The organism is Streptomyces sp. NPDC052301 (genome assembly GCF_044593395.1).
In the GTDB taxonomy this organism is placed as follows: domain Bacteria; phylum Actinomycetota; class Actinomycetes; order Streptomycetales; family Streptomycetaceae; genus Streptomyces.
In genome coordinates, this window is record NZ_JBIUBE010000017.1 from 87,582 (window position 1) to 107,775 (window position 20,194).

18 protein-coding genes and 6 pseudogenes are annotated in these 20,194 nt (G+C 69.5%); 8 read left to right on the forward strand and 16 right to left on the reverse strand.

The genetic code is table 11. From position 1 onward, the window contains the following. Positions 1–57: 57 nt before the first annotated feature. Together ACIHEJ_RS35010 and ACIHEJ_RS35015 are read right to left on the reverse strand one after the other, a co-directional pair. A pseudogene (locus ACIHEJ_RS35010) lies at positions 58–168 on the reverse strand (IS5/IS1182 family transposase); the annotation flags it as partial. An 80-nt stretch (positions 169–248) separates the two neighbouring features. Further along, positions 249–701: an SgcJ/EcaC family oxidoreductase gene (locus ACIHEJ_RS35015; protein WP_400141644.1), complete on the reverse strand. Its 453-nt coding sequence runs from the start codon at positions 699–701 to the stop codon at positions 249–251. Between the two features lie 94 nt (positions 702–795). Here ACIHEJ_RS35015 and ACIHEJ_RS35020 point away from each other — a divergent pair, with 94 nt between their 5' ends. After that, the gene (locus ACIHEJ_RS35020) at positions 796–1,296 is read left to right on the forward strand and encodes a MarR family winged helix-turn-helix transcriptional regulator (protein WP_400141645.1); all 501 of its coding nucleotides are present in this window, start codon (positions 796–798) and stop codon (positions 1,294–1,296) included. A 373-nt stretch (positions 1,297–1,669) separates the two neighbouring features. Here ACIHEJ_RS35020 and ACIHEJ_RS35025 read toward each other — a convergent pair whose 3' ends face one another. After that, positions 1,670–2,704 carry a sulfotransferase family protein gene (locus ACIHEJ_RS35025; RefSeq protein ID WP_400141646.1) on the reverse strand — a complete coding sequence of 345 codons (1,035 nt, stop codon included), beginning with the start codon at positions 2,702–2,704 and terminating at the stop codon, positions 1,670–1,672. A gap of 675 nt (positions 2,705–3,379) precedes the next feature. On the opposite strand from ACIHEJ_RS35025, the gene ACIHEJ_RS35030 reads away from it, so the two are divergent. Both ACIHEJ_RS35030 and ACIHEJ_RS35035 read left to right on the forward strand, forming a co-directional pair. After that, on the forward strand, positions 3,380–3,697 hold the full coding sequence (locus tag ACIHEJ_RS35030; RefSeq protein ID WP_400141647.1) for a hypothetical protein: 318 nt from the start codon (positions 3,380–3,382) through the stop codon (positions 3,695–3,697). Between the two features lie 103 nt (positions 3,698–3,800). Continuing rightward, on the forward strand, positions 3,801–4,145 hold the full coding sequence (locus ACIHEJ_RS35035; protein ID WP_400141648.1) for a hypothetical protein: 345 nt from the start codon (positions 3,801–3,803) through the stop codon (positions 4,143–4,145). Positions 4,146–4,748: 603 nt separating this feature from the next. On the opposite strand, the gene ACIHEJ_RS35040 is transcribed toward ACIHEJ_RS35035, so the two are convergent. The 4 genes from ACIHEJ_RS35040 to ACIHEJ_RS35055 form a co-directional block, all read right to left on the reverse strand. Beyond that, positions 4,749–5,480 carry a dienelactone hydrolase family protein gene (locus tag ACIHEJ_RS35040; protein ID WP_400141649.1) on the reverse strand — a complete coding sequence of 244 codons (732 nt, stop codon included), beginning with the start codon at positions 5,478–5,480 and terminating at the stop codon, positions 4,749–4,751. A gap of 428 nt (positions 5,481–5,908) precedes the next feature. After that, positions 5,909–6,844 (reverse strand): hypothetical protein, encoded by a 936-nt coding sequence (locus ACIHEJ_RS35045; protein ID WP_400141650.1) that lies wholly within the window; start codon positions 6,842–6,844, stop codon positions 5,909–5,911. 11 nt (positions 6,845–6,855) lie between these two features. Then, positions 6,856–7,977: a Ca2+-dependent phosphoinositide-specific phospholipase C gene (locus ACIHEJ_RS35050; protein ID WP_400141651.1), complete on the reverse strand. Its 1,122-nt coding sequence runs from the start codon at positions 7,975–7,977 to the stop codon at positions 6,856–6,858. An 83-nt stretch (positions 7,978–8,060) separates the two neighbouring features. Then, positions 8,061–9,326, reverse strand: a complete 1,266-nt coding sequence (locus tag ACIHEJ_RS35055) for an alkyl sulfatase dimerization domain-containing protein (RefSeq protein WP_400141652.1) — start codon at positions 9,324–9,326, stop codon at positions 8,061–8,063. Between the two features lie 66 nt (positions 9,327–9,392). On the opposite strand from ACIHEJ_RS35055, the gene ACIHEJ_RS35060 reads away from it, so the two are divergent. After that, entirely contained in the window at positions 9,393–10,553 is a 1,161-nt protein-coding gene (locus ACIHEJ_RS35060) for a PucR family transcriptional regulator (protein ID WP_400141653.1), read from the forward strand. A gap of 248 nt (positions 10,554–10,801) precedes the next feature. Here ACIHEJ_RS35060 and ACIHEJ_RS35065 read toward each other — a convergent pair. The 4 genes and pseudogenes from ACIHEJ_RS35065 to ACIHEJ_RS35080 form a co-directional block, all read right to left on the reverse strand. Next, positions 10,802–11,530: pseudogene (locus ACIHEJ_RS35065) on the reverse strand (putative PEP-binding protein); the annotation flags it as partial. Positions 11,531–11,555: 25 nt separating this feature from the next. Next, positions 11,556–12,245: pseudogene (locus ACIHEJ_RS35070) on the reverse strand (putative PEP-binding protein); the annotation flags it as partial. Further along, positions 12,181–12,501: pseudogene (locus ACIHEJ_RS35075) on the reverse strand (phosphoenolpyruvate-utilizing N-terminal domain-containing protein); the annotation flags it as partial. The pseudogenes ACIHEJ_RS35070 and ACIHEJ_RS35075, both read right to left, overlap by 65 nt. Positions 12,502–12,600: 99 nt before the next feature. Next, a complete protein-coding gene (locus tag ACIHEJ_RS35080) occupies positions 12,601–12,846 on the reverse strand; it encodes a hypothetical protein (RefSeq protein WP_400141654.1) in 246 nt (81 codons plus the stop codon). A gap of 84 nt (positions 12,847–12,930) precedes the next feature. Between ACIHEJ_RS35080 and ACIHEJ_RS35085 the strand changes: the two genes are divergently transcribed. Then, entirely contained in the window at positions 12,931–13,476 is a 546-nt protein-coding gene (locus ACIHEJ_RS35085) for a hypothetical protein (RefSeq protein WP_400141655.1), read from the forward strand. A 37-nt stretch (positions 13,477–13,513) separates the two neighbouring features. Next, positions 13,514–14,278: a hypothetical protein gene (locus ACIHEJ_RS35090; RefSeq protein ID WP_400141656.1), complete on the forward strand. Its 765-nt coding sequence runs from the start codon at positions 13,514–13,516 to the stop codon at positions 14,276–14,278. 219 nt (positions 14,279–14,497) lie between these two features. On the opposite strand, the gene ACIHEJ_RS35095 is transcribed toward ACIHEJ_RS35090, so the two are convergent. From ACIHEJ_RS35095 to ACIHEJ_RS35110, 4 genes are all read right to left on the reverse strand, one after another. Beyond that, complete coding sequence (locus ACIHEJ_RS35095) at positions 14,498–15,109, reverse strand: SigE family RNA polymerase sigma factor (RefSeq protein WP_400141657.1); 612 nt, start codon at positions 15,107–15,109, stop codon at positions 14,498–14,500. Positions 15,110–15,205: 96 nt separating this feature from the next. Next, entirely contained in the window at positions 15,206–15,682 is a 477-nt protein-coding gene (locus ACIHEJ_RS35100) for a hypothetical protein (protein ID WP_400141658.1), read from the reverse strand. A 114-nt stretch (positions 15,683–15,796) separates the two neighbouring features. After that, positions 15,797–16,234, reverse strand: a complete 438-nt coding sequence (locus tag ACIHEJ_RS35105) for a peptidoglycan-binding protein (RefSeq protein ID WP_400141659.1) — start codon at positions 16,232–16,234, stop codon at positions 15,797–15,799. Positions 16,235–16,291: 57 nt separating this feature from the next. After that, the gene (locus ACIHEJ_RS35110) at positions 16,292–16,465 is read right to left on the reverse strand and encodes a hypothetical protein (protein ID WP_400141660.1); all 174 of its coding nucleotides are present in this window, start codon (positions 16,463–16,465) and stop codon (positions 16,292–16,294) included. A 690-nt stretch (positions 16,466–17,155) separates the two neighbouring features. Here ACIHEJ_RS35110 and ACIHEJ_RS35115 point away from each other — a divergent pair. Further along, a pseudogene (locus ACIHEJ_RS35115) lies at positions 17,156–18,342 on the forward strand (hypothetical protein). Between the two features lie 93 nt (positions 18,343–18,435). Further along, positions 18,436–19,088, forward strand: a pseudogene (locus tag ACIHEJ_RS35120) (IS5 family transposase); the annotation flags it as partial. Positions 19,089–19,238: 150 nt separating this feature from the next. Here the strand turns inward: ACIHEJ_RS35120 and ACIHEJ_RS35125 are convergent. Beyond that, the gene (locus tag ACIHEJ_RS35125) at positions 19,239–19,883 is read right to left on the reverse strand and encodes a LysE family translocator (protein WP_400141661.1); all 645 of its coding nucleotides are present in this window, start codon (positions 19,881–19,883) and stop codon (positions 19,239–19,241) included. Positions 19,884–20,194: the final 311 nt, after the last annotated feature.

A 20,194-nucleotide genomic window follows, 5' to 3' on the forward strand; every position in this document is an offset into this window, starting at 1 on the left:
CACTACGCGCGCGGCATGCCGACGGTTTCGGCACAACGCGGTAGGTTCCCGCAGATTCTTCCAGTCGCTCAGTTCGCCGCCGGGGTGACGGTGCGGGATGCCCAGCCCGGTGGTCTGGTGGCCGCCGTCGGCGATGTGGGTCGTCCTGCCCACCGCTGCGGCGGCACCCGGGGTCGGCACCTGCAATCATTACCCTGTACCGCAGCGGCACCCTTCCAGCAGCCGCCCGCCGGGAACGAGCAAGGGATTCACCTGCCGGCGGCTGGGATCAGCCCTGGGGCGAACCTGTATGAGATCGACTCCATCAATGGCTTTCGCTTGGTGTTGTGAAAGGCCGTGATGCGCCACTTGCCGTCGTCCTGCCGGACCAAGGTGTAAGTCTGCAGCTTGGTCAGTTTGCGCGGCTGCTTCTTCTTGTACGTGTCTCCACGGCCGTTCACCACGGCGACGTCCGGGCCAGTGAAACGGATCGAGATCACCTGGTCGGCGAGTCTGGTGCCTTTGAGGAAGCTCGCGAACAGCACGCGGTGACAGTTCACGATGTCCTGGCGGCCCTGGTACAGGGTGCCGACGTAGGTGACGTACGTGGCGTCCTCGGTGAAGAGTTCACCGTACGCGTCTGCGTCGTGCCGCTCCCATGCGGCCACGAGTTCGTCCAGGACGCCGGTGACTGCGGCGACGTCACGGGTGACTGTCGACATGGTGGATGCCCCCTCAACTGACTACACTGATGCAGATTCTGCTCACATGCAATATCTGCTTCGATGCAGCTAATCTAGGAGAGGACTCTCGACGATGGCAACCCCTTCGGGCGGCGGGAACGAGCACGTGATCTTCCGTCAGTACCTGAACGCGGTCGGACTTCAGGGCCTGGCCAGCGCCGAGGCCGCCGGTCTGCATACCTCCGAGTGGTACGCACTCAGCCTGATCTCTCTGGAAGGGGGGCTCACCTCGGGCGAACTCGCCGTGAGGACCGGACTCACCACTGGTGCCACCACACGCCTGATCGACCGTCTTGAGCGGGCCGGCTACGCACGCCGCACCGCGGACCCCAAGGACCGCAGACGCGTGATCGTCGAGCCGATCCCCGACGCACTCGACCGTGTTCAACAGGTCGTGCAGGCCGCCCGCCACCACGTCGCCGAGGTCCTGGACCGCTACACCCCGCAGCAGCGCGAACTGCTCTTCGACTACTTCCAACACGCCGCACCAGCCTTCCGTGCGGCAACGGAGGAAATCCGGAGGACGACGCCCCCACGGCGCAAGAGGGTCACCGGCAGCCAGGACGGCGAGTGAACACGAACGCCCGGCTCTGACCGATGCACCCACGCGGCGGGGACGGTCGGTACGGAGCAAGCGGCGACGGTGGTGGGGTGGCGGAGAGCAACCAGATCCAGCTCGCCCTGTGGGCTGGGCCGCACGTCCGCACGCCCTCACCCTCCTCGGAGAATCGGAAGGGGTGCAGCGGGGCCGGCCGCTCGGCCCTGCTGCAGACGGCGCTCCTGAAGCGCTCGGTGGCGTACAGCCTCCGCACCGTCATGGCCTTCCACCGAAGGTCGAGGCAGCGGCGGCATTCGCAGAGACGATGCCGAAAGACTCCTGCGCAGCAGTACGTCAACGGCGCCTCCGGCGAGGACCCGACGGTCGCGGACCGGCTGGCGAAACCGTGTCAGGACCGGTCGACCTCAGCGCGCAGGGCGTTGTAGTCCGCGAACGCGGACTCCACGTCGCCGTGGGTGAGGCCGTAGCGGGCCAGGTCGTAACGGTGCGGCCGGCTGCTGTGGGGACGGGAGACGATGTCGGGGAGGCGGGCGGCGTCGGGTTCGGTCCAGCGGGCGCCGACGGCCGCGTAAAGCTTCGGCGCGCCCGCGGCGGGGTCGGCGCCGAGCCAGGAGTAGGGAACGTCCACCAGCGACTCCGGGGGGATCGCGGGACGGGCGGCGAGGCCGCGGGACACGGAGCGGCTCAGCAGTTCCAGCCAGGTCGCGCCGATGCCGTGCAGGTCCACAGGACAGGTGCTCACTTGCATGCCGTGCTCGACGAGGCTGCAGAACGAGGCCACCGCGACGGCCGGGTCGCGGTGCGTCCACACGATCGTGGCGTCCGGGAAGACCGTCCGAAGCGCGTCCAGGTTCTCCAGGTGCAGGGGGGACTTCAGCACCCAGCGGCGGCGGGGGCGGCCGTACTGCAACACTTGGTAGACCTGCTTGAGATGGCCGTAGTCGGGCACGAAGTCCCGACCGTCGTGCCACGCCAGGTACTGCGGGATGCGTGCCTGCGACAGCGGCATCACGGTGTGCGGAAGCGCGAACGTGCACTCCTCGGGGCCCTCAGGCCGCAGCGGGTGGATGTCCCGGAAGCGCGGCGAGAAACGGTCGATCGAGCCGGTCAGCGTCCGGGCCGTCCGGATCGACTTCGCGCGCCCCTCCGGGCCTCTGTCGAGGTCGGGGGTGAGCAACTCCCAGAGCAGCGGACAGCGGTGCTCCGCGGACAGCGACAGCACCCCGTGGGTGAGCGTGGTGGCGGTGCGCGGCAGACCCACCACGAACACCGGGCGCTCTACCGGCTCGGCCGCGATCTGCGGGTGCTCGGCCAGGATCCGCCGTATCCTGGCCCGGTTGGCCAGATGCCGGGCCACATGCCCGCGGGCGGACACCCAGCCCACCGGGGTGAGGTTCTCCGCGCCGGCCCACCAGCGCAGCACGGTCCGGAAGTCGTCCGCGAACTGTTCGTCACCTTCGCGGTACCCCGCCTTGGCGAGCAGCCGGTCGAATGCCCGGACGGTGGGATCGGAAATCCAGCCGGAGCAGCAGATTGGCGAGCGCGAGGGAAAGAGGGCCGGAGGACACGAGGGGTCCCTTCTGCGGACGGCGGGGAGACGGAAACTACCTCGCTGGCCCCGGTAATTGACCCTCCGTACCGGCCAGTTGAGCGACCCGGCCGACGGCTACCGGAACGCCCTCCGCTCTGGACCCGACGGCCCGCCCCGTCATCCCGTCGCCGCCCGTTCGGCTCAACCGGCCCCACCTGTCCCGCCCGAGTCGTTCTGGCGGACCACCCCGGCCGAGGGAGTGTCGTGCGACTCAACTTTGCTTATTGCGTTGCTCGTTCGAGCTGTGTCGTGGTGAAGTCTCGTGCCGGCCTCGGGTGTCGAGGCTCGCACACCGCGCCTCTGTTGACCCTGGGGCGCGCCGATTCACAGGGGGAACTCTTGGGTTTCGATACGTCTCGCACGGTCAAGACGGCACTGACCGCTGTCCTCGCCTCATCCGCTCTGCTCCTACCGGCGGCTGGTGCCGCGTCCGCTGCCACCACGGCACCGGCCCCCGCGCGTGTCACGGCCAATGCGGTAGGCCCCAACGCCGTCAGCGCCACTGCCGTGAGCGCCGACACCATCGACGCAACGTGCCGGCACCACAGCCGCACCTACATCGTCCGCACCTACTACCGGGGGCCCTCGAAGTACACGCTTCGCTGCGGCACCAAGACCTGGGGATGGCGGCACATCAAACTGGGCCACGGATGGAACAGCACCATGGACCGGCGGATCAGTGCCGCGATCTGGTCCGGACAGCCCAACGGCCGTGGCGGGTTCTCCACCTACAACGCTGCCTGCCCGCCGGTCGAGAAGTTCCGCACCATCATCGGTACCCCGGCGGGTCGGAACGATCTCCTGACCGCGTACAACGTCGACTGACCAGATCGCGTCGAGGCACCGACGGTTAAGCTGGCTCGGGGCTCGGGAGTAATCCCGGGCCCCTCCCATGAGCTAGCGATCCGTGAAGGGGTACGTGGCGCACATGACCGCTCGCACGCCTGCCGAGCAGGAACTTGCTCGCTCCTACACGACCGGTGACGGCGCGATCAGGTTCGTCATCTCCGACCTGGCGGTCGATCACCGTGCGGACCGCAGTGCGACCTTGACGTACTGGCTCACCGCCGTCCGACCGGGCCAGGAGGACGAACGCTGGGTGGTCACCCTGCCCTGGGACGACAAGTCCTTCGCGGACGTACTCACCTCGCCGACCCCCGATCCCGAGCGGCTTGCCATGCTCGTGCATCTGGTCCACGCGCTGCTCGAGGAGTGGTGGGACACCAAGAAGCACAACCGGCACTCGGCACGGATGGGGCGGCGGCGCCCCTGACCAGAGGGCCTCGCCCAAGGGGCGGAGTTCCAGGGGATGCGCTCGTCCGGATTCGAGGCACGGCCCGGTCCAGGGCGCTGCGCTCAGGAGCAATTGTCATTATGCGTGGACGAGCGGCCGGCTGATCCTGTTCCCACCGCGGAGTCGGCCCGACCCGCAGGACGGGTCAGCCAGTGCGCGAGGACAGGCAGACTCCGACTGCGGGTGAGCGTGCACGGCAGTCATCCGGGAGTGGGCGGACAAGGGCAGCTCATACGCCCCTCCCGTTCGTCGGCCGGCTACCGCCGTTCCCGCCACGACGTCCGAGACCCCCGAGAAGGATGCTCCCGGAGGCCTCGGCAAGGCACGCTGCCGACGCCTGCGACAGGCGGCTGCCATGCGAGCCACAGGTTCCGGACCCGTCAGACGTGCAAGGCTGGGACAAGGGGATCAGGCCGATCCCCTCGCCTGTCCAGCGACGACAGCACCCACTCGGTTGCGGACGGGAAGTATCCCGGAGCAGCCGCCGGCCGGCTGGGGCCGCTGTCCCTGGCGTGCCCCGCCACCGACAGCCAACTGCCGGGCACCGCCCCGACGTCACCCATTCGCGGGTCGCGTGTGGGCTTACAGGTGCGATGCCAAGGCGGCATAGACCCGCTGCCAGGCGTCCGCGCCGGCCTCGGGGTCGTAGTCGGCCGGGCGGTCTGCGCAGGCGAAACCGTGCCGGGCATTCGGATAGGTCACCAGTTCATGCGGCACCTTGGCCTCGGTGAGTCGCTGCTCGGCTTGCTCCCACTCCTCGGCCGCAATGATGTGGTCCAGCTCGCCGCGAAATCCCAGCACGAAGGCGCCGCCCGCGGCGATCCGCTCGCTGGTCTCCAGCGGCGGCACCGGGCCCACCAGCGGGAAGCCGCTGTTCAGCAGCCAGCCAGGGTAGAAGACGGCGGCCAGCTCGAAGCTCAGCTCGGTCGCCGCCCGCACCGCGATGTGCCCGCCCATGCTGAGCCCGAGGAAGGCCACGCCCCGCTCCCTGGCCTCGGCACGCGCCGCCGCGAGAGCCACGGAAGCGTCGGCCACCAGTTCGTCCCGGTCCAGGGCGCGCATCAGCACCAGACCGTCCTCGCGTTCCTCCGCCGAGTACCCGAGCTGGGTGCGGCGAGCGTTGCGCCAGTAGAAGTCGGGCGCCAACGCGACGTACCCGGCCGCCGCCAAGTTCGCGCAGGTGTCGCGCACATACGCGTTCACGCCGTACAGCTCGGAACAGACCACTACAGAGCCTTGCACCTGACCCGCCGGGCGGTGAACGTAAGCCTCGATGCCGCCCGGTTCACCGAGCGTCTGCCACTGTCCAGTCACACCAATCCCCCGTGCCTCGATCGCTGAGTGTCGCCTCAACTGTAGGGCCTCACAAGTGATTTCCCTTCAGCCGTGACTCACGCAGGTCGTCCGGTACCGGTCACCCGGTCGGTGCCCGGGTGGCCGGAGCGCGGATCGGGTGCAGCACGGCGGCCAGGGTGCCGTGCTCGGCGCTCCTGCTGCCCACGCCTTTCCCCGGCCCGCAGCCCGCAGCCCATCAGCCCGCAGGCACACCTTCACCGTCCCGGCCGACGAACGCAGTGCCATCCGGCGACTTCGCTCAGTCGGTGCTCTCGATGCGCTGCGGGGGCAATACCCGGGGATCAGCTTCTCCAGCGAGCCCGGGCCGGAACGAGTGAGGCCACCCAGGTCGCGACCGGCGACTGCCCGACGCTCCAGCCGGGCCGGCGCCACGCCGGCCAGGAGCGTCAGCTCCCGTCGCTCTCCTCCGGGTCTCGGTATCGCTCCCGCACTCGCGAAGCGGGCTGGTAGTTCGGCCCTGCGGTCTCGTCCACGCGTGCGAGCAATAGTTCGCAGGGGGGTTCGAGGCGCTCCGCGAACCTGTGGGAGACATCCCTGCCGAGCAACTGCCACGGCAGGGCCGTCAGTTCGTCAGTGAGGTCCTCCAGTTGCTGACGCAGCCGCAGAGCCACGGGAAGGAGTCTGCGCTGTGCCGCGAGTCCCTTCCGTGACAGCGCGTCCCAGCCTTCGTCGATCTCCTGCTCGCTCTGGCCCCGCGATCTGCTCAGCCAGTCGTCCTCGTATCCCAACCATTCGTTGTGAACGATCGACGCCTCGGAAGATGTCAGACCGGCCGAGGCCAGCAACGCCCAATGCGTGTCGCCCCGCCATTCACGGATCGCGTTCACGGCGTGCCAGCCCGACAGCAGAGGGTTCTGTGGACGAGGCATGGACACGGTCGCACTGAACAACACGCGGCCCAGCCTCGGGAGGCGGTCGACGGCGGACCACAGTGCCGGCCCCATCTCGACGAGCGGGTCGATGATGCCGGGCGCGTACCGGCGCAGCCCCTCGTCGACGGCCTCGTCGCGCACCTGCCAGAGTTCATGGAAGGCGGCCGCATCTCCCTTCATGAGGTCAAAGGTGAGGGCGATGCCGGCCGAGCTGATGGAGCCGAACGCGGCCGTCAGTGCCTCCGGCCCGGCAGGCGCGAGTGGCGCGCCCCGGGAAGCGATGTATCCCAGCGGTCCGGGGAGGCCACGCGCCTCGAAGCGCGCCACGGCTCCGGGATCCCAGAAGATCCATCCGATGGTGGTCTGCACGGAGCGCGCGTTGCGACGGCTTGTCTCGCGCCAACCGCCGTCGGTCTTCCGGCCGTGCCATCGATCGTGGATTGTCGTCATTTCCTGACCTGTCAGCAGTTCCGGGGCCAGAGGGTGTATGCGCCAGGTGTGTTCATCCAGTCGAAGGTGGTGGCGCTGGAGTGTCCTTGCTGGGCCAGGTACTGGACCCGTTGGGCTGCGGCGGTGGGGTCGGGGTTGGTGTCGTCGAGTGCGGGGGCGACGCTTTCCGCCGAGCCCTCGACGGTGAGGTAGTGGCTTCGGCAGTACCACGACATGGCGTACCCGTCGTTCAGCCAGTGGGTGGCTTGGGTGTCGAAGATGACGAACCAGGGACGCAGGGCGTCCGCATAGACGAGACGGGGGTCGCCGGTCGGACTCGGTTTGGTCATGGCGGGCCACATCGAGGCTTCTTCGAGCCGGCCGCCTGCCGAAAGGTCGGCCACGTGCTGGGCGTATTCCTGTTCGGTGGAGAGGTTGTCCAAGTCGTAGCCTGCGAGCTTGTTCTCTATGGTGCCGGTGATCGGGAAGACGATGAACTTTCCTCGGAGCTGGTTCCAGGTGGGCCAACTGCCGGCCCGCGCGGCGGCGTCGAGGGTCTGGTACGTGGTTCCCAGCATGTCTGCGGGTGTGAAGAGGTGGTCGGCACCGAGGTGTTTGGCCACCAGCTGGTCCAGCTGGGCCGGTCCCATTCCCGCACGGGAGCGGAAGCCCCATTTGAGTTCGAGTTTGAGGTAGACGGGATCGTGACGGGGGTGTGCGTCGCTCCAGGCCCTGAGGTCGTCGAGGCAGGTTCTGAGGCTGCCGTTCCGCCACGTGGTCTTGAATGCGCCCGATCCGGTGGTGTAGGTGCAGTTGTTGTCGTTGACCAAGGGATCGGAATGGCTGACGACCCAACCGCCGGGATTGCCGTACGTGCTGTACGCGTCGATCTCCAGGAGGTGCGCTCCGCGATCGAGCCCCGTGGTGATCGACTTTGACTTGCTCTTGTCGTAGGCGTTGTGCAGTCCCGAGACGGAGATCTGATTCAAGGCGGCATTGTCGAAGACCGATGTGTCTCCGGTCGGTTCGGCGGCCGCGGCGGCGTGGCCGGGGGTTGTGGAGATCCAAGGCGTGGCCAGGCCGAGCAGGGCGGTGGCGGCGAGCGCGCAGACCCTGCGCCGCCGTGGACGGACTTTTCCGTGGTCGGGGGACATCGGGGCTCCTTACGTCTGGGAGAGTCGTCGCCGGCATGGCCCGGCCGCAAGGCGGATCCGCCCCCCGGCCGGCCACGCACGGGTCACGGTTTGTCGGTGCACCGTTCGCGTGACTCGTTGGCGGCCCAGGTGAAGATGGACTGGGCCATCAGGGAGGACTCGAACCGGGCACGCGCCTGGTTGACGTCCGCGCGTACGGCGTGCAGGGCGGCGTCGTCGGGGGCGGCCTGTACGGCGAACTCCGCGAGGTGCCCGGCGATGCGCAGCTCGCCCGCGTCGGCGTAGCGTCGAGCTGCTTCCGACAGGGCGGCGGCACCCCCCGCGAGCTCCGCCAGCGCGGTCGCGAGTCTGTCCTCGGGAGCCGGTTTGAGGTGCGCGGGGTTTCCGTCGTACCACCCGGCATACCGCCGCCACAGGTTGCGCACGATGAACTCGGGTTCGTCGTAATTGGCTCGCAGGTAGACACGATCGGCCAGATGGGCGGGCGGACGCACGGAGTGGATGAGATCGTCCAGCCGCGCACCTGAGTTGAGTCCGTCCAGCGTCTGCTGGACCAGACTCTCCAGCCACTCCGCGGTCTCGGTGAGTGCCTGGCGGATCCGGTCGGCGCCGAAGACCGGTGCTCCGTGCGAGGGCAGCATGATCTGCGCGCCCAGGGCCGCCATGCGGCGCAGCGCGAGCGCCCACTCGCGTGGGTAGCGCTGCACCTTCTGCGGATTGCCGCAGTTGGGGCTCGACCAGATGAACATGTCACCGGGACACAGGATGCGGTGTTCGGGGATCCAGGCGACGGTCGCGTCGTCGGTCTCGCCCTCCACGTGGAAGAGCTCGAAGGTCAGCCCTCCGCGGGTCAGGGTGAGCGCCTCGCGGTACGTGAGGTCGGGCCTGCGGTACTGGCGCGGCCAGGTCAGGTCCGGTGCCTGGAACTGCCGTTGGTTGATGACCGCGTTGTAGCCCCTTGTCAGTAGGTAGCGGTCGAACCTTTCACCGATCCTTTCGTGGGCGAGCACGGTCGGGCGTGGCGCGTCCTCCGCGTCGAAGGGACCCATCCCGAAGACATGGTCGATGTGACCGTGGGAGAAGACGGCTGTGGTCACCGGCAGTCGGCTCCAGGCACGAACGGCCTGGTGGAGTGTGTCGGCGGCCAGCGGGTTGCCGGTGTCCACCAGGATGATCTCGTCGTCGGTGCGGAAGGTGATGACGTTACCGAAGCCGGGGTGCCAGCCCACGCCGTCGACCACCTCGATGACGCCGGAGTCCGCTTGTCCGGCATGGACGATGCTGTCGTCGACGGCGCCGTGCCAGACCTGGTCTGCGTAGTCGGTGAGGGAGAAGCGCATGGTGCCCATGGCACCGTGAACGCAGGCACGCAGCAATCGGGCGCGGGGCCACCGAAGGCTGCCTACTGTTGTGACATGTCACAACCAGAAGCTGCGCGGGACGGGGCGGTGCGGCTGGCCGCACGCCTCGAACCGCGGGTCAACCACCTGGCCAGGGCCATCGTGGAACGCCAGCGGGCCATGGTGCCCGGCTTCGATCTCCTGCCTGAGGAGATGCGGGACGTGGAGATCGCGGCAACAGCGCGCCATGCGATACGTGAATTCCTCCGCCATGTGCAAGGCCTGCCGGACGTCGACATCGGGCCGTTCCGGGAACGCGCCGCCGAGCGCGCCGAGGAAGGCCTGCCCCTGGTGCAGTTGCTCAGGGGGTACCACGTCGGCGCCGAGGTGCTGCTGGACGCGCTGAGCGAGTTGGCCCGTCCCGGCGAGGAAGCGGCACTGCAGTCCTTGACCCGGATGCAGCTCAGAGCGCTCCAGGCCATAGTCGAGAACGTCACCGAGGCCTACCTCGTGGGCGTCGCCGACCAGCAGGGGGCGGCACGGGAGCTGGCCCGTGCATTGATACGTGGTGACGAGCCCGCCGAGGTCGCCGCCCGCTACGGGCTGTCCCTGGAATCCGGCTACCTCGTGCTCAGCGTGCGGGCCCCCGAGCCGCAGACACCGGTGGCGGCACGCAGGCTGCTGCGTTGGGCGCTCGCCCGGCTCGCGCCGCTGACCGAGGGCCGCGTTCTCAGCCTGCCGGAGGAATGCGGCGGCTGCGTCCTGTTGCCCTCCGGGATCGCATTCGACGCCGTGGCCGAAAGACTCTCCTCCCGTCTCCCGGCAGCGCCGATCGTGGGCGCCGCAACCGCAGACTCCCCGGAGGAGGTTCCGGCAGCGGCCGAGCGAGCACGCCGCATCGCAGCCGTGGCGGACACACCGGGGCTGCACCGGTTGCGGGACGTGCTGCTCGAGTACCACGTGGCGGCAGCCGCGGACAGCGCATCCGAACTGGGCGCCCTGCTGGAACCGCTGGTCCGCCAACCCGGTCTGGTCGCGACCGTGGCCGCCTTCCTCGACTGCGACTTCGACCGGCGCCGTACGGCTCAAGCACTTGACGTGCACCCCAATACGGTCGACAACCGCCTCGGGCGCGTAGCCGAGTTGACCGGCCTCGATCCGCGCACCGCCCGCGGCGTCCAGCTGCTCGGCGCTGCCCTGACCCTGCACCGGCTGGCCGGCCGGGACCACCGGTAGCAGGGTGACCTCGTGCTCGCGGGCGATCCTGAGGATCAAGGAGGGGCTGGTGCTCGTCGTTGCCACGATGACCGGGACCAGCAAGTCCGGTGACCGGTACGCCTTTGAGGCGAACTCCTGCACGCAGAAACGCGGGGCGGAAGCCCGCCGCCGTCCCCGACCGGTCCCGTGACCCCGTCGGCCGTTCGTCGTGGAGCTTCCCGGTGTACGGCTTGCCGGTCTCGGGCGCGTTACGAGCTTCCTCACGGTCAGGCGCCTTCCTCCCAGGGCAGCGACGGCTGGGGGCACTGCTCCACGAGTCGCCATACTTCTTCGGGGGTTTCGCGGGTCAGGGCCACGGCGGCGAGGGAGGCACAGGCGTCGCGGCGCAGTCGTCGGATGCGGGCGCGGACCTCGTCGAGGGCGGCGAGGCCGACCGAGAGGCTGTCGCAGCCAAGGCCGATGAGCAGGGGAGTCACGAGCGGGTGTGCGGGGGCGCCACCACAGACGGAGACGTGACGGTCGTGACGGTGGGCGGCCGTGACGACCTGCGAGATGGCGTGGAGTACGGCGGGGTGTGCCGCCATCGCGGGGGTGGCGGTGGGATCGCGCCGGTCCAGGCCCAGGATCCGGCAGGTGAGGTCGTTGCTGCCGATGGAGAAGAAGACGGCTTCACGGGCCAGGTCGTCGGCCGCGGCGACCGCTTCAGGGAGTTCCACCATGATGCCCAGGGGTGGTACCGGTACGCCGGCTTCGGTGGCCGCTTCCTCAAGAAGGCGTCGGCAGGCGCGCAGTTCGCCGATGCTCGCCACCATGGGGATCATGATGCGCAGGTCGGTGTCGGCTCCGGCGCTGAGCAGGCTGCGGAACTGGTCGGCGAAGGCGTCCGGCTGGGCGAGCATGAGGGGGAGGCCGCGGCCGATACCCGTGCCCTGGAGGGGGGCGAGGAACGGCGGCAGTTTGTCGTCGACGAAGTCGAGTGTGCGGGCCGTGACGACCTGACCGGCGAGAAGCGCGCAGGACGGGGACGAGGGCGGCCGCGTGCCGCTCGCGGCTCGGCCAGGCGCGGTCGTTGAGGAAGGGCAACTCGGTGCGCAGCAGACCGATACCTTCCGCGCCCCTGGTCACGGCCGCGCGGGCCTCGGCCGGGGTGGCCACGTTGGCCCGCAGCACGATGCGGTGCTGGTCGAGTGTCTCGGCGGCCAGGTGGCGCTCTTCGGCGAGGGCGAGCCTGCGCGCTCGGGTGGCCTCCATCGCCTGCAGGGCCCTGGCGCGTTCCTCGTCGTCGGGGTGGGCGACCGCGCCGGCCCGGTCGGCGTCGAGCAGGATCTCCTGCCCGTCCGGCAGTTCGAGCAGCTGAGGGTCGACGCCCAGGAGGAAGGGGATGCCGCAGGGGGCGACGATCGCGGCGTGGCTGTTCGGACCGCCGGTCACGGCGATGGCGGCTGTCACCGTCAGGCCGGGTTCCAGCAGGTCGGCGGCGCCGATCTCGTGGGCGACCAGGACGAGCGGCTGCTCCGGGGCGGGGCCGGTCTCGCCGTGCAGGTGGGCCAGGATCGCGGCGGCCGACCTGCCGGACGTCCGTGGCGCGTTCGGCGAGGGTGGGGTCGTCCAGGGCGGCGATGGTTCCGGCGTAGGTGTCGATGGACTGACGGACGGCGACGGGTACCGGCCGGCCGTCTTTCGCCCTCTTGACGGCCTGGTCGCGCAGATCCTGGTCCTGGGCGATGTAGCCGTTGACCTCCATGATGTCGGCCTGGTCGTCGTTGCCCTGTTGGCGCAGAGAGGTGGACAGGTCGAACAGGCGGGCTGCGACGGCGTCGAAGGCGTCCGTGATCTGCTGCGCGGGGTCGCCGCCGGCGCGGTGGGGCAACGCCGTACTGCTGAGTGGCCGGTCAGTGCGGTGGACGACGCCGAGGGCCATGCCGGGTGCGGCGGCATGCCCGGTGTAGGTGCGGCGGTCGGTCATCGGGCCCCCAGTGACCCGGCACGGGAGCTGGCTGACGGCTGCTTGCTCACCACCCGAGGACACGCCAACTAGGTTGCAGAGCAGACTTGTTGATAAGGATCACCGACCGAGGCGTTGAGCCTTCTTCGCTTCCGCCTTCGCCTGCAGCGCGAGGGCCTTCGGAGAGTCGCCGTAGAACCACCACGTGTACCAGGTGATCGCAGCGAACAACGCAGTGAAGCTGACCGCCCATGGGACCACCGCAGCTGACGAAGCACCCCGACTCATCCAGAACGCGGCAAGCACGACGACCATAGCGGCCCCTCTGGCGGCAGACACCAGAGTGCGCTTCAAGCGGTTCGACATGGCGCGCACTGTGACAGCAAATCGAACAGGTCACGGCTGTCGAGCAGCAACCCGACCGGGCCCCCGCCCCCAGGGGAGAGGCAGATGCTGGACGCCGAACTGTTGAAGCACCCCGTGGTCCATGACTGCGTCGATGCGCTCGCCGACGGCCGGGGCGGACTGGTTGTTTATGAGCAGGGACTGGGCGGCCGGGAGACGCTCGTGGCCGCAGCCGTGAGGATCGCGCACGCCACCGGCAAGACGCTGACGATCGTCGACGCCGAAATCCTCAGAGAGGCAACTGCCCACCTAGCCAGACAGCGTGGCCTGGCCGCGCACACGTTCCTGTCTCCCGCGCAGGCTGCGAGCTGGCCGACAGGATTCGATCCGGACGGAGTGCTGGCCATCCACGGAGATGTCCTGCGCAACCGGGACCTGGTGGAGCCGTTGCGTGCCGCGGCCCGGGACGCCGGCGTCCATGGACAGCTCGTCGTCGCCCGCCACTCCTACGGCAGCGCCAGCCTCGACACCTACACCGCCCAGCTCCGCCAGATCACCGCAACTGCCTTCACGCCGGCGCCCGGAGCGGGGGACAGCATCGGCGCGCAGACGCCGGGGCCTGTCGCACAGCGAGCGCAATCCGCGTCCTGAAGCCTCAGCGCAAGAGTGGGCTGCGGCGGACTCCGAGATGGGCGCGTATTTCGCGATGGCTCCCGAGGCGGTGGAGCTGAACGGTGTCGAACTCGACCCGGTGGCCGCGGCGATCACCCAGGCTCTGTATCCGGACGCGCCGGATACCGGCCGGGCCTCCGTCCAGCCGGACTCCGAGGGAATCCTCCGGGTGACCCAGGACGGATCGGCACGGCGCCCGGACATCTGGGCGGATCTGGAAGCCGAACGGCAGATTCTCGCGGCCCTGCCCGCGGCCGGGCGTACCAGCACGGCACAAGACCAGCAAGCTGGTACGGCCGCGGATCAGACGCACCCGGAATCGATACCGGAGGACTCCCACGCACGCGCCATCCGAGACAGGCTGGCACACCTGATTGAGCAGTCCCGCGCGCGCCGGAACGAGTCAGAACAGGCCCTCGCCAGGCCGTTCCAGGATCGCCAGGTGATCGCTTCCGGCCCGCCCCGGCGCGCACGATCCCAGCCAGCGACAAGCCACCCACCACTCCCAGCACGATGCCGGACCGCGCCCCCCACGGGTGCATGGACGATCGTCGTGGACAGCGGGCCGCCAGCCGCGTCCGTGGACTGCCGTCCCCGCGTCGCGGGTGCGCTTGAGTCCGCGAGCCGCCGGGTGGGATGCCCGCGGGCGCGTCAGTCCTTCGGCTTTGCCAGGGGCAGGGAGACCGCGGCGCTCGCCGTGCCGTTGCCGGCGAACCAAGTCTCCGACCACGGCGCGTACATTCAGCGTACGAAGCGCGTTCACTCTGCGGACGTTCGGTGACCCTCAGGCGGGTGCCGCCGGTGCTGGACGCAGCGATGCGAGCGGGGAGCGCCGTCCCTTCTCCCTCGTGCGCACCTTAGGAACAATTGGACTGTCTCAGAGGGCCTGCCGTCTCAGCCGAGACCACGGCGTCGAAGCGTTGGCACCGGCCGGACGACCAAATGATCTGTCTCAGCGTGAATTGAGCAGCTTCATCCCTTCGTGGCGGAGCAGACCTGTTCACCGTGTCCGTGCGGCGCAGGGAAGCGGTGCGTCCGGCGCAGTGATCGTGCCCGTCGGGCTCTCCGTCGGCGGGTTCGCAGTGCCAGCTGCTGGTGAAGCCGAGTCGGGGTCCCAGTGCTGTAGCTCCTGTCGGAGCTGGGCCAGTGCCCGGTGCAGTGTGCTTTTGACCGTGCCGGGCGCCATGCCAAGGGCGGCGGCCGTCTCGTTGGTGGACATCTGCTCCCAGTGGCGCAGCACGACGACAGCGCGTTGCTGGGGTGCCAGCGTCTTGATGATCTCCATGAGCAGCGCACGGTCGGCGTGCTGCCCGGCGGTGTCCTCGACGCTCGTGTCCGGCAGCTGCGCGGAGGCGAGCTCCTGGAGCTTCTGGGCCCGCCACCACTCCGTGCGCGTGTTGATCATGACGCGGCGCAGGTAGGCGTCCGCGAGGTGCTTGTCCGCTATGCGGTCCCACCGGGGGTACGTGCGCAACAGCGCGGTCTGCAGGAGATCCTGGGCGTCGAGGGGGTCCCCGACCAGGCGGCGGGCGCTGCGCAGCAGGGCGTCGTGCCGCGTACGGACGTACTCCTCGAAGTCCAGCACCATGGTGCGGGGTTGGCGGGGGTTCATGCGTGCGGTTCCTTTCGTGCGTGGGCGGCGGCGCCGGGCGGGCTGGTGGGCCCGGCGCCGCCGCCGTCCGTTGCTCACCGCCAGGGGCGCTCACCGCTAGGGGAGCGACGCGGTGCACCTGGTGCGGCCGGCGTGGTGGCCGCATGCCTCCGCTTCCAGATGGAAGCCGTTGCCGTAAACGGCCTTGACGGCTCGGGTGTTCTGCGCGCCTCCCGAGTGGACGGTCGCCGAACAGGCGCCGCTGTCCCGCCAGGACCCGCCGTGGTCGATGTCCCAGTAGAGGGTGACCTTGTCGCCCCGGCTGGCGTGCGTGATCGTGGCCCAGTAGTAGCGCGGTCCTCCGGGCCGGTTGCCGTAGCGCAGTTGGATCCGAGTGCTGCCGATCCAGGCCGAGCGGCCGGCGTGCCGCATCCCGGGGCGGAAGTAGGTGTTGGGATTGACGCTACGGCCGCAGGTGCTTGCCACCGTCCGGCTGTCCGGCGTCGTGCCGGGTGTGGCGGCTGCTGCCACGGCCGGAGTGCCGATCAGCAGGGTGGCGGCGACGGCCGCCGCGGTCGTCTTCCCTGTAAGCATCACGCTGTCTCCCGTTGTGTCCGTGTGTCGTGACGCGTGTGTCCGCGCCTCTGAGGGGGGAGCGGGCCGGGCGGCGCGGCGTGCGGCCGCCCGGGCCCGCCGGGTGGCCGGCGGTCAGCGGCGCAGGTAGTCCCAGGTGTGGCTGCCGACGATGCCGTCCGCGCCGCCGGCGATGTCGTGGTGGCTCTGGAGCCACACGACGGCCGCGCGGGTGTTGGGGCCGAAGCTGCCGTCGACGGACAGCCAGATGGGGTAGTCCGTGTGCCGGTTGATGATGTCCTGGATCTCCCTGACAGCAGCGGCGTTGGAGCTTCCCTCGCTGATGGTCGCGCTGCCGTAGTAGTAGTCGCACGTGTAGCCGACCGTGGAGCGGTACATGCAGTCGTGCTCGGCGGCGGCTCGCGCCGTCGACGCCGTCGATGCGGTCGGCGCGGTCGCGTGAGCGCTGGGGGCCGCGTGAGCAGCGGTCACGGGTGCGGTGACGAGCAGTCCTGCGGCCAGGACCAGGGTGCTGACGGCCCGGGTACGGGAGGACGGCATTCGGATGGGCATGTCTGTCTCCTGTCTGTCTCGTGGGAGGTGAAATCGCTGGGCGGGAGGGGCCGGTTGTCAGCAGCTCGGCAGGTGGGGCACCTTGGGTGCCGCTCCGCGCACGTAGTGGTTGCTCACCCAGGCCGGGTCGCTGCCGCGCAGCAGGGTGACCTTCGTCCACCACGTGTTTCCCGAGACCTTGCTGGTGTGCCGGTTGGTCTGGCAGTACGCCCGGAGGGTTGTATTGGACACCCATGTGGCGACCCCGCAACTCTTGCGCGCACTCCCGCAGGGCCACGTGCGTGCCCTTGGTGTGGATCTTCCTGACCGCGGCGGCCGAGGTGTCGGACACCGGCGTCAGCGCCGGGGTTCCGGTGGCCGCGGGCCGTGTGTCACGCGCGTCGAAGTGCGCGGGACCGGCCACGGCAAGGTTGCCGGCCAGGGCGAGGCTGCCGGCCAGGGCAAGGGTGGTCGCGGCGAAGGCGAACCCGTTGTGCGGCATCGCGGGCATTCCTGTGGTCCTTTCGGGTCTGTCCGTTCGGGCCTGTCCGGTCGCCGGGCGGACTGCTGGCCGGTCCCCTCGTGCCGGCCAGTTGCCGTGCGGGCGACCGGTGAACAGCCGGACCCGATATGCGGTCCGTGCCGTACGACCTCGACTTTTCCGGCCCGTGAATTGAATGGGCAGCCGGTCTTGCCACCCTGATCAATGGCCGCGGCGCAGGTCGCGGGCGGGCCGGGCGGGCACTGGTGGTTGATGCCATGGGCGGGGGTGCGTAGCTTGGCGTTCGGTCGGTCCTGCGTCCACGGGGGAGGCGGGGAGAGGGGTGACCGATGGCGGGGCGTCCTGAGAGCCCGCTGGATCCGTCCGCGGGTCCGGTGCAGCGGCTGGCGTTCGAGTTGCGCAAGCTGAGGGCGGAGGCCGGCAGTGCCACGTACCGGGTGATGTCCCAGCGCTCCGGCCAGGGGGCAAGCACCCTGTCTCAGGCGGCGCAAGGTGAGCGGCTGCCGACGTTACCCGTCGTGCTCGGCTACGTGCGCGCCTGCGGCGGCGATGAGACGCAGTGGGAGGCGCGGTGGCGTGCGGCGGCCGCGGAGGTGGCTTCCGAACCGCGCACCGAGAGTGCGGATGCCGAGTCTCCGTACCGGGGTCTGGCCCGCTTCGAACCCGGCGACGCCGATCTGTTCTTCGGCCGCGACGAGCTCACCGACCGCCTGTTCGAGCTGACCCGCGTCCGTCGGTTCACTGCCGTGTTCGGCCCCTCGGGCAGCGGCAAGTCCTCTCTGCTGCGCGCCGGCCTCATCCCCCGCCTCCGCAACCCGGACCAGGCCACCCCACAGCCAGCCGCGCTGCGCATGGCGAGCACCCCCTGCGCACCCACGAACAGCGGCTGGCACCGAAGGACGGCGACGGGGACACGTGGCTGATCGTGGACCAGTTCGAAGAGCTCTACACCCTCTGCCACGACCCGGCCGAGCGCGACCAGTTCATCGACCGGCTCTCCACCAGCCTGCAGGCCCGGCGCCGCGAGCGAACCCGTCCGCGCATCCTGGCTACCGTGGTGTCCGTCCTGGTCGCGCTGGCCTTGACGGCTGGAGTGATCGCCTGGCAGCAGAGCCGGACCAGCACCGTGCAGCGCACCGAGGCCACCGCCCGCAGGGTCGCCGCCCTCGTGGACAGCCTGCGCTACACCGACCCGGCCACCGCCATGCGGCTCAGCGTCGCCGCCTGGCGGATCGCCCACACAATCGAGACGCGCTCCGCCCTCATCGGGGCCCTGGCCCAGAAGGAACAGGACACCTTCGTCCCCTCCGGCGACGAGGACAGCCAGCACTTCATGAGCCCCGACACTCGCACCCTTTTCGCCACTGGCAGTAAGCACGTCGTGCGCTGGGATATCAGGACGCACCGCAGGACCGGCACCTTCCCTGGTTTGGGTGAGGACCGTGCGCTGGAGGCTTCGGAGATCAGCCCTGACGGGCGGCACCTGCTGCTGGCACGGGCCACGGACAGTGCCCGCGTGTGGGATATCGCCAGCTGGCCGGTACGTTGGGGCCCCTATCCACCTCAGCCTCGCATACGGGGAGTTCGGCCCCAGCGGGCACACACTCAATATCCTGGGTGGGCGTGAAACCAACGACGTTCAGGTATGGGACTGGCGACGGCATCGGCTACTGTTGCGGCCCTCTTGGAAGTGGGCAGCCCTTGGGTGGTGACCAGGGTATTGCTCAGTTTTAACTCCACCATTGTCCGCGCGCATCAGCATGCGGCCGGCGCCCGCACCGATCCGCCTCCGGCCGCGGATCAAAGGGGGGCCGCGGGGGTGGAACACCAGGACGAGACGTCATGGCAGAGCCTCGTCGCCCGCTTGGGGGAAATGGTGCCGGAAGTGAGGGCCTGGGCCGCTCGCGGGGCGGGTTCACCAGCAAGCTCCACCTGAGCGCGGAAGGGCACTGCCGCCCACTGTCCCTGGTCGTCACTCCAGGGCAGCGTGCGGACTGCACCCAGTTCATGTTGGTGCTGGAGAAGATCCGGGTCCCCAGACCTGGCCTGGGACGGCCACGCAAGAAGCCGGACAGTCTTGCGGCCGACAAGGCTTACAGCAACGGTTCTACCCGCGAGTACCTGCGGCGACGGGGAATCCGCCACACCATCCCGGAGAAGACCGACAGCCAGGCGGCCCGCCTGCGCAAGGGCGCACGTGGCGGACGGCCACCCGGACTCGATGAGGACCGCTACAAGAAGCGCAACACCGTCGAGCGGACGATCAACCGCTTGAAGCAGTCCCGGGCGGTCGCGACTCGCTATGACAAGCGCGGCTACGTCTTCCTCGGCACCGCCACCGCGGCATCCGTCGCCATCTGGCTCCGAACATGACCTCCTGCGCAACCCAGCAGTAGACGCTCTGGTTCTGGCGCCGGGCGCTGCTGATGAGAACAGCCAGATCACTCACGATCGCGTCGGCGATCTCCGTGACGTGTTCGGCTGATCCCAGCAGGACCGGTCTCACAGGCGCGCGGGTATGACTCAGGCCGAGACAGACGTACGGGACAGGGCGGTGCGCAGCGCGAAGACGCCGAGCAAGCCGCCCGACGCGAACCGCTGAGCGGTCATCACGCGGGGCCGGGCGGCCAGAAACCCCGACACCCGTGCTGCGCCCAGCATGACCAGAGCGTTCACGGAGATCCCCACGATGATCTGCACACCACCGAGCTGGAGCAGTTGCGCCCAGTCCGGGCCCGCCTGCGGATCCATGAACTGGGGCAGAAGAGCGGCGTACATGAGAGCGATCTTGGGGTTGAGCAGGTTGGTCAGGAGCCCCATCGAGAACAGGCGGGCGTCAGACACCGGGGGCAGGTTCTGGGCCGGGGCGAAGGGCGAGCGGCCACCGGGCTTGAGCATGCCCCAGGCCAGGTAGGCCAGGTAGGCGGCCCCGGCGAGCTTGACCACCGTGAACGCCAGCGGCACGGCGGCGAACAACGCGGACAGGCCCGTGGCCGCGGCCAGCAGGTAGCACAGGAATCCCACGGAGGTCCCGCTCAGGCTGACCAGGCCCGCCCTGCGGCCTTGGGTGATCGCGCGAGAGGCGAGGTGGATCATGTTGGGTCCCGGAGTCAGGGCCATGCCCAGTTCGACCAGAGCCACTCCCCCTACTGCGGCCAGACTGATCACCGGTCAACTCCTGAACGTGTGCCGGGTACCTGGTACCCGGAGTGGGGCGGCGCCCGGCTGCGACGGGCGGCTGCGATGCATCGGCAGTGCCTGCATCGTCTGCCTCAGGATACGGCCCTGCCGTTCGGTGTCTCCGTGCACCCTGACTCCAGCCGGCCGACGACATCAACGACTGCAGCCGGATCGCCCACGATCGCGTCGGCGGTCTCCGCGTGTTCGGCCGGACAGGTCCTAGAAGGCCTGGGCGTGCTGTTCACGGCTCCTGGCTGTCTGATGGCCTCGCATACGGTGGCCCGCAGCGTCCTGGACAT

Bases quoted from the DNA above. Each gene is read 5' to 3' on its own strand.
- ACIHEJ_RS35015 (WP_400141644.1), bottom strand. From the start codon at position 701: ATGTCGACAGTCACCCGTGACGTCGCCGCAGTCACCGGCGTCCTGGAC.
- ACIHEJ_RS35020 (WP_400141645.1), top strand. From the start codon at position 796: ATGGCAACCCCTTCGGGCGGCGGGAACGAGCACGTGATCTTCCGTCAG.
- ACIHEJ_RS35035 (WP_400141648.1), top strand. From the start codon at position 3,801: ATGACCGCTCGCACGCCTGCCGAGCAGGAACTTGCTCGCTCCTACACG.
- ACIHEJ_RS35045 (WP_400141650.1), bottom strand. From the start codon at position 6,844: ATGACGACAATCCACGATCGATGGCACGGCCGGAAGACCGACGGCGGT.
- ACIHEJ_RS35050 (WP_400141651.1), bottom strand. From the start codon at position 7,977: ATGTCCCCCGACCACGGAAAAGTCCGTCCACGGCGGCGCAGGGTCTGC.
- ACIHEJ_RS35055 (WP_400141652.1), bottom strand. From the start codon at position 9,326: ATGGGCACCATGCGCTTCTCCCTCACCGACTACGCAGACCAGGTCTGG.
- ACIHEJ_RS35060 (WP_400141653.1), top strand. From the start codon at position 9,393: ATGTCACAACCAGAAGCTGCGCGGGACGGGGCGGTGCGGCTGGCCGCA.
- ACIHEJ_RS35080 (WP_400141654.1), bottom strand. From the start codon at position 12,846: ATGTCGAACCGCTTGAAGCGCACTCTGGTGTCTGCCGCCAGAGGGGCC.
- ACIHEJ_RS35085 (WP_400141655.1), top strand. From the start codon at position 12,931: ATGCTGGACGCCGAACTGTTGAAGCACCCCGTGGTCCATGACTGCGTC.
- ACIHEJ_RS35090 (WP_400141656.1), top strand. From the start codon at position 13,514: ATGGGCGCGTATTTCGCGATGGCTCCCGAGGCGGTGGAGCTGAACGGT.
- ACIHEJ_RS35095 (WP_400141657.1), bottom strand. From the start codon at position 15,109: ATGAACCCCCGCCAACCCCGCACCATGGTGCTGGACTTCGAGGAGTAC.
- ACIHEJ_RS35100 (WP_400141658.1), bottom strand. From the start codon at position 15,682: ATGCTTACAGGGAAGACGACCGCGGCGGCCGTCGCCGCCACCCTGCTG.
- ACIHEJ_RS35105 (WP_400141659.1), bottom strand. From the start codon at position 16,234: ATGCCCATCCGAATGCCGTCCTCCCGTACCCGGGCCGTCAGCACCCTG.